This window comes from Bradyrhizobium sp. USDA 3262, assembly GCF_054060035.1.
The window spans coordinates 6500714-6516713 of record NZ_JBSSCT010000001.1 but is presented as its reverse complement, the minus strand read 5'-3'; the positions used below and the strand labels follow the sequence as shown (position 1 = coordinate 6516713).

19 protein-coding genes are annotated in these 16000 nt (G+C 64.7%); 17 read left to right on the top strand and 2 right to left on the bottom strand.

The window, feature by feature from the left end; genetic code table 11:
• The first annotated feature begins 20 nt into the window (after positions 1 to 20).
• The 11 genes from ACVWYP_RS30750 (at position 21) to ACVWYP_RS30700 (ending at position 10467) form a co-directional block, all read left to right on the top strand.
• A complete protein-coding gene (locus ACVWYP_RS30750) occupies positions 21 to 479 on the top strand; it encodes a hypothetical protein (RefSeq protein WP_456684251.1) in 459 nt (152 codons plus the stop codon).
• A 76-nt stretch (positions 480 to 555) separates the two neighbouring features.
• Positions 556 to 861 carry a chalcone isomerase family protein gene (locus ACVWYP_RS30745; RefSeq protein WP_304495924.1) on the top strand — a complete coding sequence of 102 codons (306 nt, stop codon included), beginning with the start codon at positions 556 to 558 and terminating at the stop codon, positions 859 to 861.
• 9 nt (positions 862 to 870) lie between these two features.
• Entirely contained in the window at positions 871 to 2295 is a 1425-nt protein-coding gene (locus tag ACVWYP_RS30740) for a TolC family protein (RefSeq protein ID WP_304495923.1), read from the top strand.
• Between the two features lie 12 nt (positions 2296 to 2307).
• Positions 2308 to 3663, top strand: a complete 1356-nt coding sequence (locus tag ACVWYP_RS30735; RefSeq protein WP_304495922.1) for a multicopper oxidase family protein — start codon at positions 2308 to 2310, stop codon at positions 3661 to 3663.
• 41 nt (positions 3664 to 3704) lie between these two features.
• Positions 3705 to 4178, top strand: a complete 474-nt coding sequence (locus tag ACVWYP_RS30730) for a cupredoxin domain-containing protein (protein WP_304495921.1) — start codon at positions 3705 to 3707, stop codon at positions 4176 to 4178.
• A gap of 29 nt (positions 4179 to 4207) precedes the next feature.
• The gene (locus ACVWYP_RS30725) at positions 4208 to 4522 is read left to right on the top strand and encodes a copper-binding protein (RefSeq protein ID WP_304495920.1); all 315 of its coding nucleotides are present in this window, start codon (positions 4208 to 4210) and stop codon (positions 4520 to 4522) included.
• A gap of 150 nt (positions 4523 to 4672) precedes the next feature.
• A complete protein-coding gene (locus ACVWYP_RS30720) occupies positions 4673 to 5422 on the top strand; it encodes a cation transporter (RefSeq protein WP_304495919.1) in 750 nt (249 codons plus the stop codon).
• A gap of 132 nt (positions 5423 to 5554) precedes the next feature.
• Positions 5555 to 5833, top strand: coding sequence for a hypothetical protein (locus ACVWYP_RS30715; protein WP_137479897.1), 279 nt, complete (start codon positions 5555 to 5557; stop codon positions 5831 to 5833).
• A gap of 120 nt (positions 5834 to 5953) precedes the next feature.
• Complete coding sequence (locus ACVWYP_RS30710; RefSeq protein ID WP_304495918.1) at positions 5954 to 7177, top strand: MFS transporter; 1224 nt, start codon at positions 5954 to 5956, stop codon at positions 7175 to 7177.
• A 123-nt stretch (positions 7178 to 7300) separates the two neighbouring features.
• Positions 7301 to 8212: an NAD(P)-dependent oxidoreductase gene (locus ACVWYP_RS30705; protein ID WP_304495917.1), complete on the top strand. Its 912-nt coding sequence runs from the start codon at positions 7301 to 7303 to the stop codon at positions 8210 to 8212.
• A 296-nt stretch (positions 8213 to 8508) separates the two neighbouring features.
• Positions 8509 to 10467: an acyltransferase family protein gene (locus tag ACVWYP_RS30700; protein ID WP_304495916.1), complete on the top strand. Its 1959-nt coding sequence runs from the start codon at positions 8509 to 8511 to the stop codon at positions 10465 to 10467.
• 135 nt (positions 10468 to 10602) lie between these two features.
• Here the strand turns inward: ACVWYP_RS30700 and ACVWYP_RS30695 are convergent, their stop codons facing one another.
• Complete coding sequence (locus ACVWYP_RS30695) at positions 10603 to 11151, bottom strand: tetratricopeptide repeat protein (RefSeq protein ID WP_304495915.1); 549 nt, start codon at positions 11149 to 11151, stop codon at positions 10603 to 10605.
• A gap of 284 nt (positions 11152 to 11435) precedes the next feature.
• Here ACVWYP_RS30695 and ACVWYP_RS30690 point away from each other — a divergent pair, with 284 nt between their 5' ends.
• From ACVWYP_RS30690 to ACVWYP_RS30675, 4 genes are all read left to right on the top strand, one after another.
• Complete coding sequence (locus ACVWYP_RS30690; RefSeq protein ID WP_038383214.1) at positions 11436 to 11756, top strand: His-rich protein BRANT; 321 nt, start codon at positions 11436 to 11438, stop codon at positions 11754 to 11756.
• Positions 11757 to 11986: 230 nt separating this feature from the next.
• Entirely contained in the window at positions 11987 to 12412 is a 426-nt protein-coding gene (locus ACVWYP_RS30685; protein WP_304495914.1) for a hypothetical protein, read from the top strand.
• Between the two features lie 359 nt (positions 12413 to 12771).
• Entirely contained in the window at positions 12772 to 13488 is a 717-nt protein-coding gene (locus ACVWYP_RS30680) for an outer membrane protein (RefSeq protein ID WP_304495913.1), read from the top strand.
• A gap of 183 nt (positions 13489 to 13671) precedes the next feature.
• Positions 13672 to 13911 carry a hypothetical protein gene (locus ACVWYP_RS30675; protein ID WP_304495912.1) on the top strand — a complete coding sequence of 80 codons (240 nt, stop codon included), beginning with the start codon at positions 13672 to 13674 and terminating at the stop codon, positions 13909 to 13911.
• A gap of 66 nt (positions 13912 to 13977) precedes the next feature.
• Here ACVWYP_RS30675 and ACVWYP_RS30670 read toward each other — a convergent pair whose 3' ends face one another.
• Positions 13978 to 14229: a hypothetical protein gene (locus tag ACVWYP_RS30670; RefSeq protein ID WP_028342643.1), complete on the bottom strand. Its 252-nt coding sequence runs from the start codon at positions 14227 to 14229 to the stop codon at positions 13978 to 13980.
• A gap of 493 nt (positions 14230 to 14722) precedes the next feature.
• Between ACVWYP_RS30670 and ACVWYP_RS30665 the strand changes: the two genes are divergently transcribed.
• The gene (locus ACVWYP_RS30665) at positions 14723 to 15091 is read left to right on the top strand and encodes a hypothetical protein (protein ID WP_304495911.1); all 369 of its coding nucleotides are present in this window, start codon (positions 14723 to 14725) and stop codon (positions 15089 to 15091) included.
• Positions 15088 to 15936, top strand: coding sequence for an alpha/beta fold hydrolase (locus ACVWYP_RS30660; RefSeq protein WP_304495910.1), 849 nt, complete (start codon positions 15088 to 15090; stop codon positions 15934 to 15936). Before ACVWYP_RS30665 ends, ACVWYP_RS30660 begins: the two co-directional genes overlap by 4 nt.
• Positions 15937 to 16000: the final 64 nt, after the last annotated feature.

The window sequence follows — 16000 nt, the reverse complement described above, 5'->3', positions numbered from 1 at the left end:
TAATCGGAGATGCGAGGCGGGTGTTGGTGCGACTGAACAGGCGAGGGCGAGTGCGGGCGGGATGTTCCATCATCCTGGCCTATCTGTTTTGCGTGCTCGCGCCGTCCTTCGCACTTGCATTCGGGGCACCGTTTCCGTGTCTGACCGATGAGGTGCAGCCGGCTGCCGCGGCGCATGCTCACGCGGCGTCGATGCAGATGGCGCATGCCGAAGGCGTCGCGCACGATCATGCCGCCCACGATCATGGCGGCATGCACATGCATCGCGCGGCCGGTGCCGCCGAACCGGATGCCAAGCACAGCCACGACGGCAAGAATGCGCCGGGGCCGTGCTGCGCGCTGATGTGCGTATCGGCGCTGCCGGCCGATCTTCCATTCGTCGCTGCTCCCTTGCACCCGATCGCCACGCGTCTTTCAGAGGCTCGTCAGAGCCTGCGGAGCGAGGCGCCTACGCGCCTCTATCGTCCCCCCATCGCCTGATCGTTCGCTGACATCGTGGCTGCGCCGCGCGCTCGCGTGCGCATGCCTGTGATTCATTGCTGATCGGGACAGATCCATGTATTCGCATCTCGGGGCGAGGCTCGCCGCCGTGGCCACCAGGCTTGGCCGGCGCGCGCCATCGATATTCCTGTCGCGGATGGCCGCCGCCATCCTCGCATCTGCGCCGCTCGCCGGCTGCATGGCCGACGGCCGGCCGGTTGCCGTCGCAAGCGATCCTTCGAACCCGGCGGCGGGGACGGCCGCTGTCGGCTACCGCTCGACGATCGCGCCCTATAGCAGCTTGCGTCCGTCGACGCCGCAGCCCTGGCGCGAGCGCAATGACGGCGTGACGCCGCCGGCCAGTTCGAAGTCGGATCGGTAGGAGGGCGCCATGCGATATCTGGCCATCGCGCCGATCCTGCTGCTGACATCCGCGCTCGCGGGATGCGCGTCATTCTCGCCCGACAGCGGCATGGGCGTCGTCTCCGAGGTGACCGAGCAGGCGATCGGCAAGGACGTCGCCTTCGTTCGCAGCGGAGACGGGGCCGCCACCGTCGACACCGCGGTGAAGCGGCTGCTCGCGCACAATTTGACCGCGGATGCCGCCGTGCAGGTTGCGCTCTTGAACAACAAGGGGCTGCAGGCCGCCTATAACGAACTGGCGCTGGCGGAGACCGATTACGTCGCCGACAGCCTGCCGCCGAACCCGACCTTCTCGGTCTCGCGGATCACCGGAAACGGCGCCAGCGAGGTCGAGCGGCAGGTGGTCGGCGACATCCTCGCGCTCGCGACCCTTCCGGCCCGCTCCGAGATCGCGCGCGAGCGCTTCCGCCAGGCGCAGCTCAAGGCCGCGCTCGCCACCTTGCGGCTCGCTGCCGAGGTGCGGCGCACCTATGTCGCAACGGTGGCGGCGAACGAGACGGTCGCGCTGCTGACGGATGCGAAGGCAACCGCGGAGTCGACCGCGCAACTCGCAAAAAAGCTCGGCGAGACCGGCGGTATGAACAAGCTCGACCAGGCCCGCGAGCAGGTGTTCTACGCCGAGATCACCGCCGACCTCGCCAGCGCGCGGCAGAATGCGGCGAGTTCGCGCGAGCGGCTGGCGCGGCTGCTCGGATTGTGGGACGGCGACCTCGGCTTCCGGATCCCGGGCGAGTTGCCATTGCTGCCGAAGCGGCCATTGGAACAGCCGTCGATCGAGATCGCCGCGGTCGGTCACCGCGTCGACCTGCAGATCGCGCGGATGGAAATCGTGGCGCTCGCCAAGGCGCTCGATCTCACCGAGGCGACGCGCTTCGTCACGCTGCTCGACGTCGCCGGCATCGACAAGCGGACGCACGATCCCGAAGCCCCGCCCTTCAGGGAGCGCGGCTTCGACGTCCAGTTCCAGATTCCGATCTTCGACGGCGGCGAGGTGCGCGTGCGCCAGGCGGCGGAGATCTACCGCCAGGCGATGAACCGCCTGACCGAGAAGGCGATCAACGTCCGCTCCGAGGCGCGCGACGCCTACCGCGTCTACCGCTCCACCTACGACATCGCGCGCCATTACCAGCGCGAGGTGCTGCCGCTGCGGCAGATCATCACCGAGGAGATGCAGCTGCGCTTCTCCAGCATGCAGGTCGACGTGTTCGCGCTGCTGACCGAAGCGCGGCAGCGGCTCGCCTCGCTGCGCGCGGCGATCGACACCAAGCGCGACTTCCTTCTGGCGCAATCCGAACTGCAGACCGCGATCAACGGCGGCGGCTCGGCCGGCGCAGCATCGACACCGTCTTCCATCGCCTCGGCCGCGCAGCCCGCGGCTGGCGGCGGTCATTGAATGGAGCAGCACATGTTTTCGCGACGAGGATTTCTGGGCAGCGCGGCGCTGGTCACGGCAAGCGCGGTCAGCGGCCGCGTCCAGGCCGCCGCCATTCCCGAAGCGCCGACCATGGACAAGGCGGTGATGCAGCCGCCGCTGCATCCCGCCAGCGGGCCGGACTACCGGCCGGTGGTCACGCTCAACGGCTGGTCGCTGCCGTGGCGGATGAACGGCGACTGGAAGGAATTCCATCTCGTCGCCGAGCCCGTGGTGCGCGAATTCGCCGACGGCATGAAGGCCAATCTCTGGGGCTATAACGGCCAGGCGCCGGGGCCGACCATCGAGGCGGTCGAGGGCGACAAGGTCCGCATCTTCGTCACCAACAGACTGCCGGAGCACACCACGGTGCACTGGCACGGCATGATCGTGCCGTCAGGCATGGACGGCGTCGGCGGGCTCAACCAGCCGCACATCAAGCCCGGCAAGACCTTCGTCTACGAGTTCGAGACGAAGCATAGCGGGACCTTCATGTACCACCCGCATTCCGACGAGATGGTGCAGATGGCGATGGGCATGATGGGCATGTTCATCGTGCACCCGCGCGATCCGGCGTTCCGTCCCGTCGACCGCGACTTCGTCTTCATCATGAGCAGCTACCTCATCGACCCCGGCACCTATCTGCCGAAGGTCAACGAGATGACCGACTTCAACATGTGGACCTGGAACGGCCGCGTCTATCCCGGCATCGATCCGATGCCGATCCGGCTCGGCGACAGGATCCGCGTGCGGATCGGAAACCTGACCATGACCAACCATCCGATCCATGTGCACGGGCACAATTTCGCGGTGACCTGTACCGACGGCGGCTGGGTGCCCGACAGCGCGCAGTATCCGGAGACCACGACCGACGTGCCGGTCGGCGCGGTCAGGGCGTTCGACATGCTCGCCGACAATCCGGGCGACTGGGCGTTCCACTGCCACAAGTCGCACCACACCATGAACGCGATGGGCCACGACGTCAGAAACTTCATCGGCGTGTCGCGCCAGGATCTGGCGAAGGCGGTCGGCAAGCTCGCGCCCGACGCCATGGTGATGGGATCGACCGGCATGGCGATGGGCAACATGGAGATGCCCGCGCCCGACAACACGCTGCCGATGATGACCGGCACCGGACAATTCGGGCCGATCGAGATGGGCGGCATGTTCACTGTCATGAAGATCCGCGAGGGGCTCGGCCGCGACGATTACGCCGACCCCGGACCGTACAAATATCCGCCGGGCACGGTTGCCTACGAGGTCGAGGCGCCCGCCGCCGAGCCCGCGCGCCAACCGCCGGCGGCGCCGGGGCGAAAAGCCAAGCCATCGATGAAGGGAATGAAGATGTAGCGGACCCAGCTCACTCACCAACGACAAGCATCAAACACAGAATGGAGAATCCAGTGAAGCAACTCACCAGCATCGGCGTCGCGCTGATCGCGCTGTCGGTAACCGCCGCGCCGTCGCGCGGCCACGAGAAGCACGGCCACGAATCCTATTCCGCCGGCGAGCCCGGCGATCCGAGCAAGCCCTCGCGCACGGTCGAGGTCGAGATGAAGGAGATGGAGTTCACGCCGTTCCGCATCGAGGTCAAGCGCGGCGAGCAGATTCGCTTCGTGATCCGCAATGCCGGCACCGAGGATCATGAATTCCTGCTCGCGACCACCGAAGAGAATTTGAAGCATGCCGAAGTGATGAAGAAGCATCCGCATATGGAGCATGACGATCCGAACGGCGTTCGCCTCGCACCGAAGAAGAGGGCGGAGATCGTCTGGAAGTTCACCAAGGCCGGAACGTTTGAATATTCCTGCCTGATTCCGGATCACCGCGACTACGGGATGACCGGCCGCGTCATCGTGAAATGAAGCTAGCTACAAGAAAAAGGACGACAACCATGAACAGGATCATCCGGATTGCGGGCGCGGCCTCGCTTGCGCTGGCGTTGACATTGAGTGCGCCTTGGGGCGCTGTTTTCGCGCAGGGCGCTGATATCGATGGCGAGGTCAAGAAGATCGACGAGGGTGCCGGGAAGATCACGCTCAAGCACGGCCCGGCCAAGAGCCTTGGCATGGACGAGCCGATGACGATGGTCTACCGGGTCAGGGATCCGGCGCTGCTGAAGCAAGTCAAGGTCGGCGACAAGGTCCGATTCGAGGCCAAGGAGGGCGACGGCGGCTACACCGTCACCGCGATCCAGAAGGCGAAGTGAGGCGACGGCCCGCATCAACAGGTTGGGCTGTCGGCTGAACCCAGCCGGCAGCCTTGAAACCGCGACGCATGATCGCCAGAGCTGTTCCAGACGGATCGGCTTGAATGGGTTGCGTGGCTGGCCTTATCCTGTCGTCTGGAAGGACGAGCAATGAACGATTGCTGCGAGCAGAAGACGACCGAATGCTGTGCACCACCGCCGCTGACGCTGCCGGTCAAGGCTCGCGTGCGGGCAGGGGACCGCGATCGCGCGGCCGATTCGTGCGGCTGCTCAGGCGGCGTTCCGGTCTTTGACGGTCTCGATCCGCGCTACAAGCGCGTGCTCTGGACGGTCATCGGCATCAATGGCGCGATGTTCCTGACCGAAATGATCGCGGGTCAGCTTGCCGGATCGCAGGCGCTCAAGGCCGATGCGCTCGACTTCCTTGCCGATACGGTCACCTATGGACTGAGCCTTGCGGTGATCGGCGCCAGCCTGCGTGTGCGCGCCTCCGCCGCGCTGCTGAAGGGCGCGTCGCTGAGCTTGATGGCGCTGTGGGTATTCGGCTCGACCGTTTACCAGACGTTCGTGCTCGGCGTACCGAAAGCCGAGGTGATGGGCGCCATCGGCACGTTGGCACTCGCGGCCAATCTAGGCTCGGTTCTGCTTCTGCTGCCGTACAAGGACGGCGACGCCAATGTCCGCTCGGTCTGGCTCTGCTCGCGCAACGACGCGATCGGAAACCTCATCGTGATGGCGGCCGCTCTCGGCGTGTGGGGATCGGTCTCCGCCTGGCCTGATCTTGCCGTCGCCGCCGTGATGGCGATGATATTCCTCACCTCGTCGGTGCAAATCCTGCGGCAGGCATGGGCCGAATATCGCGAGGCGGCGCTACGCAGCCCGTCAGCGGCACATGGCTGATGAAGCCGCGAGCGCGACAGGCTGCGGCAGGGCAGAAATTTGCCGCGCATTTACCTTAAATGATGGCTCCGGGGGAACGTCCGTGGCAGCGGCGCGTTGCTGTGCATCATTCGAGTGCAGAAGGCCCCCTCCATGACGATCAACGCGGCAATACTGATGGCGGCATTGGTGCTGTCGGGAACCGTGTTGGCGCAGAGCTCCGGCCCTTCGGCCGGCTCGGCGGGGGCCGGGCAGGCCGCCAACGTGACCACCACCGGTCAGGCGCTGAACAGCGCCAAGAAGACCGGCGACAGCGGGCCGCCGGTGGAGAAGGCTGCGCGTCCGGCAAAGCCGGATGCCGGCGCTGCGGGCAACACGGTGGGGGCGAGCCGCCCGCCAAAGCCCGATCGTCGCCTCGAGCATTATCCGTAATCACCCTCGTAATCCTGGGGACGTCACCGGGTCCGGGCCGGTTCGGGCGCCGTCAGTCATGATACCGTCATGCCGCATCGGCTAGCCAAGGCATTTGGCTGAAACGCGGTGGACAGGTTCATGGCGGGGAAGAACCGGGCCCAATTCCCGGGAATGGATCGGCAGACCGCCGGAGTGCTTCTTGTCCTTGCCGTGGCGCAAGTGTTCGGCTGGGGGACCCTCGGCCTGCCGGCGATCGCCGGTAACCGGATTGCGGCTGATCTCCACATCTCGCTCCCGATGGTGTTTGCCGGCACGTCGACCCTGTACGTGACGATGGGCCTGTGCGGGCCGCTGCTGGCGGAACCGTTCCGGCGCGTTGGCGCGCGGCGCGTCATGATGATCGGCAGCGTGATTGCCGCGCTCGGTTTCGTCGTGCTGGCCTGCGCACATCAGGCCGCGCTCTATTTCGTCGCGTGGGCAGTCCTCGGTATTGCCGGAAGCGCGGCGCTGAGCACGGCCGCCTACATCATGCTGAACGAGGTGGCCGGGCGGAACGCCAAGGGGGCGATCGGCGCGCTGATGCTGGTCACCGGACTTTCCAGCAGCATCTTCTGGCCAACAACCGCGTTCCTCACCGGCGCCATCGGCTGGCGCAGCACCTGCTTGCTCTATGCCGCGGCGATGGTCCTTGTTTGCCTGCCGCTCTACAGCTTCGGGCTGCCGCGCCGTCTGGCCAACGCGGCCGAACCAGCATTGCCACCGGACCGGTCGGCCGCGCCGCCGCCGGCCCGAAGCACGTTCTTTCTGGTGGTCGCAGCAATCGCGCTCAATGCCTTCGTCAGCTTCGGGTTCAGCGCGGTGCTGGTCGAACTGTTGAAGGCGCAGGGGTTGTCGGCACCCGAGGCGGTCGCGTTCGGTTCCATGCTCGGAATCGTGCAGGTGTCGGCACGTGCGATCGACTTCATGGGCGGCGGCCGCTGGGACGGCATCACCACGGGGCTCGTCGCCGGCACGCTGCTGCCGGTCGCGATGCTGATCCTGATCGTCGGCCACGGCAGCCATCTGGCGATTGCGGCTTTCATCCTGATCTATGGCCTCGGCAGCGGCGCGCTTGCGGTCGCACGCGCGACGATTCCGCTGGTGTTCTACGACAGGAGCGCGTTCGCCAAGGCGACGTCGCATATCGCCTTGCCGCTCAACCTGATCTCGGCGGTGGCGCCGCCGGTCCTGGCCGGTCTGCTGACGCGGTTCGGCAGCAACGCCGTGCTCGAGCTGGCGCTCACCTGCTCGATCGGTGCGCTGGTGATGCTCACCATGCTCGGTCGCCGAAGGCGCGTCGTCGGGATCGGCGCGACGTCGTGAAACGCAGCGCCTTTTCGGTCATGGCGCATGTGCCCGGCACACTTCTTGCCTTTGAATCTCTTGCCACCGAGCGCGATACAGCGATCGCAAGCGCGCGCTCAAAGCATGACGCGAGAGGTTGCCATGACCCAACGGCGTATCGGCTTCGTCGGCTTCGGCGAGGCCGCGCAATGCTTCGCGGCGCATCTCGCAGGCAGGCAGGAATCCGCACCGCTGGTGTTTTGCGAGGGCAAGACCCATCGTCCGCCATATTCGGAAGCGTTCCGGAGCATCGCGTCCGCCCGCGGCGTTGAGCTGGTGGACAGCCTGTCCGCGTTGATGGCGCGCGCCGACATCGTATTCTCCGCGGTCGTGGTCACAACGGCCGTGCCGGTCGGGCAGGCCATCGCCGGCCTGGTTCGGCCTGGGATGCTGGTGGTCGACGTCAACGCCTCCACGCCCAGGGCCAAGCGCTTGGTGGGCGATGCGGTGACAGCGAACGGTGGTGGCTTCGTCGATGCCAACCTGATGGGCGCGGTCAGCATCTACGGTGCGGCGGTGCCGCTGTACTGCTCCGGCGACGGCGCCGCGCGCTTCGCCGAGCTGTTTGCGCCGTTGGGCTTCACGATCGAGCTCGCCGGCCTAGAGGCCGGCACGGCGGCGGCGGTGAAGATGCTGCGCAGCGTGGTGACCAAGGGCATGGAGGCGCTGATCGTGGAGGCGCTGACCGCCGCCTCGCTCGCGGGGGTGCGCAGCGAAGCGCTGCGTGGCATTTGCGAACCGATGGACGCGACGCGCTACAGCAAATTCGTCGACATGTGCGTGCGCACCGATGTGCTGCACGCCGAGCGCCGCGCCGTCGAGATGGATGGTGTCGCCGAGGGGCTGCGCGAGATCGGCCTGCAACCGATCATGACGGAAGCGACCGCCGCACGGCTCAGGACATCGGCGCGGCTCGGCCTGCGCGATGATTTCGCGGCGCGCCAGGCCTACAGCGCCGACGACGTGCTCGATGCGTATGCTGCGAGAATGGCTGATCTCGCTCGCGATTTGTAAATTCGTGGGATGGGTAGAGCGAAGCGAAACCCATCGACTTCGTGCCACGGTGACAGACGATGGGTTTCGCAGCGCTCTACCCATCCTACGGGCTCACCCGTTCCAGACCAAACGTAGGGCGCCGGCGCTCTTTGTCAGCCTGGCTTTCGTCCAGCGGTTCGCCTTCGCCGCCTTGAGGGCAACGAGCTCAGTCATTGAATCTCCAAAGAAAAAGCAGCCCGAAGGCGGCCTGGGTTGGTCTATTATGGGTTGCAGTAGGTTGAGCCGGGGTGGTAGCACCACCCCCGCAGGGCTCAATGAACAAACACTCCTACCGTCCAGACATCGATGGACTTCGCGCGATCGCGATCGGCACCGTGGTGCTTTACCACGCGTTTCCAACCGCGCTTCCGGGCGGATTCATCGGCGTCGATGTCTTCTTCGTCATTTCCGGGTTCCTCATCTCCGGCATCGTGTTCTCCGAGATGGAGGCCTATCGGTTCTCGTTCCTGCGCTTCTACATCCGCAGGATCTGTCGAATTTTCCCCGCGCTCGCACTGGTCCTGATCGCGACCTGCGCCGTCGGCTGGCTGTGGCTACTGCCTGCGGAGTGGCTACGCCTTGGCCAGGAAGTGCGCGGCGGCGCATTCTTCTTCGCCAACTTCGTCTTTCTCGGTCAGGCCGGTTACTTCGACCAGGCTTCGATCCAAAAGCCCCTGCTGCATCTCTGGTCGCTTGCCATCGAAGAGCAGTTCTATCTGGCGTGGCCGATTACGGTCCTGCTGGTCTATCGAAGCCGCTTCGCGCTCGGCGCCTTGATCTGGGTCGCGCTGATCGCGTCTCTTGCTCTGAATCTTGCCAGCGTCGCCACTGAGCCGGTGAAGACGTTCTATATGCCGACCACGCGAGCATGGGAGCTCTTGGTCGGATGTCTTCTCGCCTATCGCGCCATGTCGTCGGAGACCGCCACCGCACGACTGTTCACCGCCGTTGAGGGGGTCTTTTCGCCGAATCTGCGCGCGCTCTGTGGCCTTGCCCTCATCGCCGTCGCCGCAACTCAATTTGACAGTCACCAGCTATTTCCCGGCTGGCGCGCCATCTTTCCGACAGTCGGCGCCGCGCTCCTGATTTCAGCCGGGCCATCCGCGTTCATCAACCGATCCCTGTTGGCAAATCCGGTCGCGGTGTTCGTCGGCTTGATCAGTTATCCCCTCTATCTCTGGCATTGGCCGATATTGTCGCTCGCGGCCATCTATCGAGGCGCCGCTCCCGGTACTGCCGAGACCTGGGCGCTGATTGTTGCCGCGGTCGTCTGCGCGACTGCAACCTACTATCTGATCGAGCGACCAATTCGATTTGGAACGTCCCACACCAAGCGCTCGGCAGCAGTTGGTCTGGCGACACTGTGCGTCGCTATAGGTGTCGCCGGACAACTGATCGCGTCAGACCACTTCACCTCAAATGCCCAGAGGTATGGCCTCGATCGCATCATCAACGCCGCAAGCGAATGGTCCTATCCAACCGACGACCTTGAAGCCTTGGGGTGGAAGGGGTTCGTACTGCGAAAATACAAACCCTCCAATGGCCCGCACTCGGTGCTGTTCTTCGGGGATAGCAATATGGAGATGTACTGGCCTCGGGTGCAGTTCCTTGCGTCGCAGGATCGCCTCAACGGGGACAGCGTTTACTTCTTCACTTACGGCGGCTGTCCGCCCATTCCTGACCTGACGGATGTCCAGCATCCCTATTGCGCCGGCTTCGTCGATGCAGCCAAAGCCGCGATTCGCGACAAGGACATCAAGACCGTCGTGCTCGGCGCGCATTGGTGGGGCTACCTCAACTCCGCTTCGCCGTATCGATACAAAGATCAGAACGCATCAAAACCCGATGGCCGCACCGGCGCTATCAACGCGTTGGCGGCGATGGCAAAAGAGTTCACCCAGGAAGGGCGAACCGTCTATGCCATCATGAACATCCCTCTCTCCGGGTTGATGAGCCCGCCGAGCATGATCCGACGCAAGCTGACCTCCTTCGAGATCGTCCCCAGCCCAATCGAACTCACAACCCAACGCGAGGGCCTGAGCCTGACAGAAACACTACGCGCCGCGCTCGAAGCTGCCGGCGTGAAGATCATCGACCCCATTCCTAGCCTTTGTGACAGGGAAAGCTGCCCGACCCTGACGCCGGCCGGCGATCCGATCTATCGAGACGCCATGCACCTTCGGCCGACATTTGTACGATCTAGCGCCTCCTACGTCGACCAGGCCCTGCAATAGAGCGAAGCGAAACTCATCGACTTCGCGCCACGGTGACAGACGATGGGTTTCGCTGCGCTCTACCCATCCTACAGCACAGCAAAAAGCCGGCGCAGTCGTCGCGACCACGCCGGCTCGATGCAGGAAGCGGTTGCCTCAGTAAACCAGGCCGGTGCCCGGGGGCTTCTCCAGCGCCGCGGCGAGCGAGCGATATTCGTCGCTGTTGGTGCCGGCGAGCTGCGCGATGCGGTTCAGGTGGTATTGCGCCTGATCGCGGTTGCCTTGTTCGACCTGCCAGAGGCCGTAATACTGCCAGGTGCGCACATGGGCAGGGTCGGCCTTCAGCGCGCGCTCGTACCAGATCTGCGAGACCTTGTAGTCGCCGAGCTTGCGATAGGAGTAGCCGATCAGGTTGGCGACGTCGGCGCGATCATCCTGGCCGAGCGCCTTCAGCTGCTCGATCGCGGCGGTGTAGTCGTGCTTGTCGTAGATCGTGGTGTAGGCGGCGCGATAGCTGGCCAGGAACTTCTGATCGTCGATCGCGGAGCTCTTGTCCTTCTTCGCCTTCTTGCCCTTGCTGCTGCCGCTGTCGGAAGCCGGCGGCGAGGGATTGTCGCTGCCCGCGGCATAGGCCGAGATGACTGGCCCGGAGGCGAGCGTCATCGAGAGCACTGCGAGGCCCAAAAACTTCGTCTTCCTGCTCATTCCTGGTTGCTCCTGATCGTTCCTGATCGTGCTCGGTAATCCTACACCGAAGCCTGATGACTTGAACACCCAGGGGTGCAGAACATTCCCGGCCGATCCCACGATTGCGTGATCCTGCTTTTCCGGCGGTGGAGGAGAACATGACAGAGATGTCATTCACATGAATGAAGTCCGTCAGGGTCCTTCAGAACCGGTTCAGCGCGCGGTCCCTAAGGTCACATGCATTGATCGGTGAGGCCGACCATCCGGCCGGAAACCTCTCGATCCCGACGAGGAGGACCATCATGCTGAAGACGATTTCCGCCGCGCTGCTCGCCATGTCCGTGATCGCAGCGCCCGCGCTCGCCGCCGAGACCGGCAAGGCCGCAACGCCCGCGCCGGCGACCACGACCGCCCCCGCGACCAAGGCCGCCCCCGTCATCAAGAGCGAGCAGCTGCCGTCGAAGGTGCGCAACGCCAACGCCAAGATGCACCACAAGCACTATCGCCATCATCGCCACCACAAGCACATGGGCATGCTGAAGGTGAAGTCGCCGAAGCATGCGACCACGCACGTCCGTGCGAAGGTCGCGACCAAGCACGTCGCGCCGGCCAAACGCGGCTGACCCAAGCGCGGTTGAATCTGATCCGAGGGGCGTAGTTTCGATCCACATTGCCCCGCTGCGCCTTTTGGATGCAGAACCGGCCCGTCCGTCCATTGCTTCCCCAATGGCGACGGGCCGGAGTGCGTCCGGCTCCGGTTGTGAACCCGGGCGAAGAATAACCGACTTGCGAATTCCCTTCGGCCGCCCGGCAGTTTATGAGACGCCTCCGGGGACTCAGGGAACAGCGTCGTTTGCGGATTTCATCACAACTGGCAGCCATCCTGCTGCTCTCGCTTCCGCTCGCCGGCTGCCTCACCAGCGACGACGGCGGCGGGCCGACCACCTTCACCGATGACCGGGGCGTCGCCAACCAGCCGTTCCCGGACCGCTACCGCGACCAGATCCTCGCCTTCATGCGGACCTACCTGAACAATCCGGTCGGGGTCCGCGAGGCTGCTATCGCCGAGCCGGCGCAGCGCACGATCGGCGGCCGGCTGCGCTACGTCGTGTGCCTGCGCTACAGCGCGAAGGATACCGACGGCAATTACCGGCCGGCCCGCGAGCGCGGTGTCCTGTTTGTCGACGGCCGGCTCGACCGCATCCTCGACAACCCCGCCGAGCCCTGCGCCGGCGCGTCCTACGCGGCATTTCCGGAACTGGAAAAGATGTCGCGCTAGGGCATGATCCGGAAAAGTGTGAAGCGGGTTTCCGAAAAGATCATGCCCGAACAAGAGGCAGAAGCGTGATCTGATCGCGCTTCTGCGCGGCGGCTTGTCGCAACCCTGATCGAAACGTTAGCGAACTCCGATCACTTTTCGGGGAGCGTTGAACTTCAACTTAGCCGTCTGCGACTTACATGGAGCCGAGATGCGGTTGCTTAACCGGTGAAAAATCTCGCTGTGCCAAGGAACAAACGGGCGTTGTTGCGACCCTGTCACAGCTCGGAAACATCACGGGTCCGGCATTGCCCCAAAGCAACCTAATTGAGGTCACGTTGTTTGGCTTAACAGCGCAGCGTTAGTAACGGGGACCAGAAATGAAGAAGTTTTTGTTCGGCACGGTCGCGCTGGCCGCTCTCGCGAGCCCGGCGTTTGGGGCTGACATGCCGGCCCGCACCTATACCAAGGCACCGCCGCCCTATACCGCCCCCGCAGTCGTCTACAACTGGACCGGTTTCTATATCGGCGGCCATGTCGGCGGCGCGTTCACCGACGGCAACAACCTGATGGGCAGCGACGCGCGCTTCATGGGTGGCGTGCAGGGCGGCTTCGACTATCAGTTCGCCCCGAACTGGGTGATGGGCGCCGAGGCGCAGTATTCCTGGCTGCCCAGCTCCTCGAACAATGGCGTGCTGCTCCCGGGCGGAACGCTGGTGACCGGCAACACCGACCAGCTCGGTTCGGTGACCGGCCGCCTCGGCTACACCTGGGGTCCGGCGCTGCTCTACGCCAAGGGCGGTTATGCCTGGCGCGACAACAACAACATCACCGCGTCGGTCGGCGGCGTGCCGGCGTCCTTCACCACCGATGGCGGCCACAAGGACGGCTATACGGTGGGCGCGGGCCTCGAATACATGTTCGCCCCGAACTGGTCGGCGAAGGCCGAATACCAGTACTACAATTTCGGCAAGACCAACTTCACCAGCGGCCCGGCCGACCTCGTCGGCACGAGCTTCCGGAACGACGAACATACCGTCAAGCTCGGGGTCAACTACCGCTTCGGCTGGGGTGGCCCGGTCGGCTCCCGCTACTGATCGCGGCTTCATCGCATCAATGAAAAGGCCGGCCTTCGGGGCGGCCTTTTTGTTTGTCTGACGCTGTCTCATTCAGCTGATGTTCACGCCTGATCGTGCAATGCAAAAAATAATTCCTGCATTGCACGGAACTTTCATCGTGCTGCGCTATTATGCGATCGCCGGGCTGGTGGACAAACGAACATGCGTAGTTTTGCGTTAGGGCTGATCCTCTCTGCGGTCTCCGTGCCGTGCCTTGCCCAGACTATCCTCAAATCCGAACCCTTGGCGCTCGCGCCTTATGAAGTCGTGTTCGTGCAGGACACGTCCTGCTCGGCTGGCAAGGTGCTCAAGGTGACCGGCGCGATCCGGGGTCTGCACCGGCGGAAGATTTGCGTTTCGCTCGCCGCCGAACAGGCCTCGCTGGCGACGGCAACCCCATAGGGGCGGGGCGACCGCACCCATTGCATCCCCGGTCCGCCGCTGCGCGCCGGCCAACCCAACGTCTGGTTAGTTCAACCGCGGCTCCAGTCGCGCCTCGCGATCGGCATCGGCCTTGTTCTTGGCCGGATCCTCGTTCGGGTCGAGCTGACACGGCCGGATCTCGTAGTCGTTATCCAGCACCGGGCGGGGCGCGGACTTCTCCTCCTCGGAGACGGCATCCACCACCAGGCCTGATTTCCTGGCCAGCGTCCAGACATCCGCCTCGGTCGGGTAGGCCTTGCTCAGCTTGGCGTCCTGATAAAACAGCGCGTACGGCATTCGTCGTTCCCCAAACAATCGACAACGCCAGCACCCGTTTTGGGTTTCAGGCAATATCGCTGTTCCGGTCACGGAACCGTGAGCGAGCATCCGCGGCAAGCATCTGAAAATATGAGTCATTTCGGCCCTTTCGCGCAGGGGCCCTGAGTCCTTAACGGGTGGTAAATCCTCGAAAAAAGATTCCCGGGACTCTCCGGATAGAATCGCCGGATGCTCCGGTCCATGAGAGCTATCCACCAGCCCCCTTACGAACGCGTGCAGCTCGCCCTTGCGGTTGCGCTGCTCGCGGCCTGCGCCGCGAACGTGGCGCTGGTCTGGTCCTGGCTCTAGATTTCCCGGCTCTCGCCAAAATCTGGATGTGGCGGCCACGCGAAAACGCCGGGGCCGCGCGGCGCCGCCGGCGATTGACGACACCTGCATTCCTCCCATCATTGCCGGCAGGAGAAGCGCCCGCTGCGCCCTGCGCGGACGGGCCGCGATCGGGGGAGCTGATATGATCGAAGCGCTGAAGGAACGGGTCAACGGCGACGCTGGCCTGGTGCGGCGCGGCCGCTACCTCACCACGACATTCCTGCTCGAGATCGGCGCGGCCGCCTGGCTGATCGCGATCCATGAGGGCCGGATCGTCGCGGTGACGAAGGGCCCGTTCGTGATGCCCTCGTCGTCGTTCGCGCTGCGCACCTCGGAGGCGGAGTGGGAGCGGTTCTGCGAGAAGCGGCCGCCGCCGGGCTCGAACGACCTGATGGCGCTGATCAAGCGCCGCGTGCTGAAGGCCGAGGGCGAACTGCAGATCTTCATGGCGAACCTGCGCTACTTCAAGGAGGCGCTCGGCAAGCTGCGCCGCGAGGGAGTGGCCGCATGAGCGCAAAATTCGAACCGATCGTCGGCCGCTACATGCATTTGGAGCTGTTCGGCCGGGCCCACCGCGTCTATGTCGAGGAGGCGGGCGAGGGCACGCCGCTGCTCTGCCTGCACACCGCGGGCGCGGACGGGCGGCAATATCGCGGCCTGATGAACGATGCGCGCGTCACGCGCAACCACCGCGTCATCGCCTTCGACATGCCCTGGCACGGCAAGTCGTCACCGCCGCGGGGCTGGCACGACGAGGAATACCAGCTCACCTCAGCGCAATACACGACCATGATCCTGGCGGTGATGGACGCGCTCGGCCTCGACAGGCCGATCGTGATCGGCTGCTCGATCGGCGGCCGGATCGCGCTGCATCTCGCGCTCGAGCATCCCGAACGTTTCCGCGCCATCATCGGCCTGCAGGCCGGCGCGCATGTCGATCCCTATTACGACCTGAATTTCCTGCACCGGCCGGACGTGCATGGCGGCGAGGTCGCCGCCGCTATCGTCTCGGGCCTCGTCGGCCCCGACGCGCCCGACAAGGAGCGGTGGGAGACGCTGTGGCACTACATGCAAGGCGGGCCCGGCGTGTTCAAGGGCGACCTCTATTTCTACAAGGTCGACGGCGACATCCGCGCCCGCGTCGCCGAGATCGACACGAGACGTTGCCCGCTGTTCCTGCTGTCGGGCGAGTACGACTATTCCTGCACCCCGGAAGAGACGCTGGCGGTTGCGAACAGCATTGCCGGAGCCGAGGCCACCATCATGAAAGGCCTCGGCCATTTCCCGATGAGCGAGAATCCGGGCGAGTTTCTCAAGCACCTGCTGCCGGTGCTGGAGAAGATCGGCGGCCGCTAGCGCACGCCCAGCGTTGCTTTGGTCCTCGACCTCGGGCGGCGCGGTATGACAGACTGCGCATCCG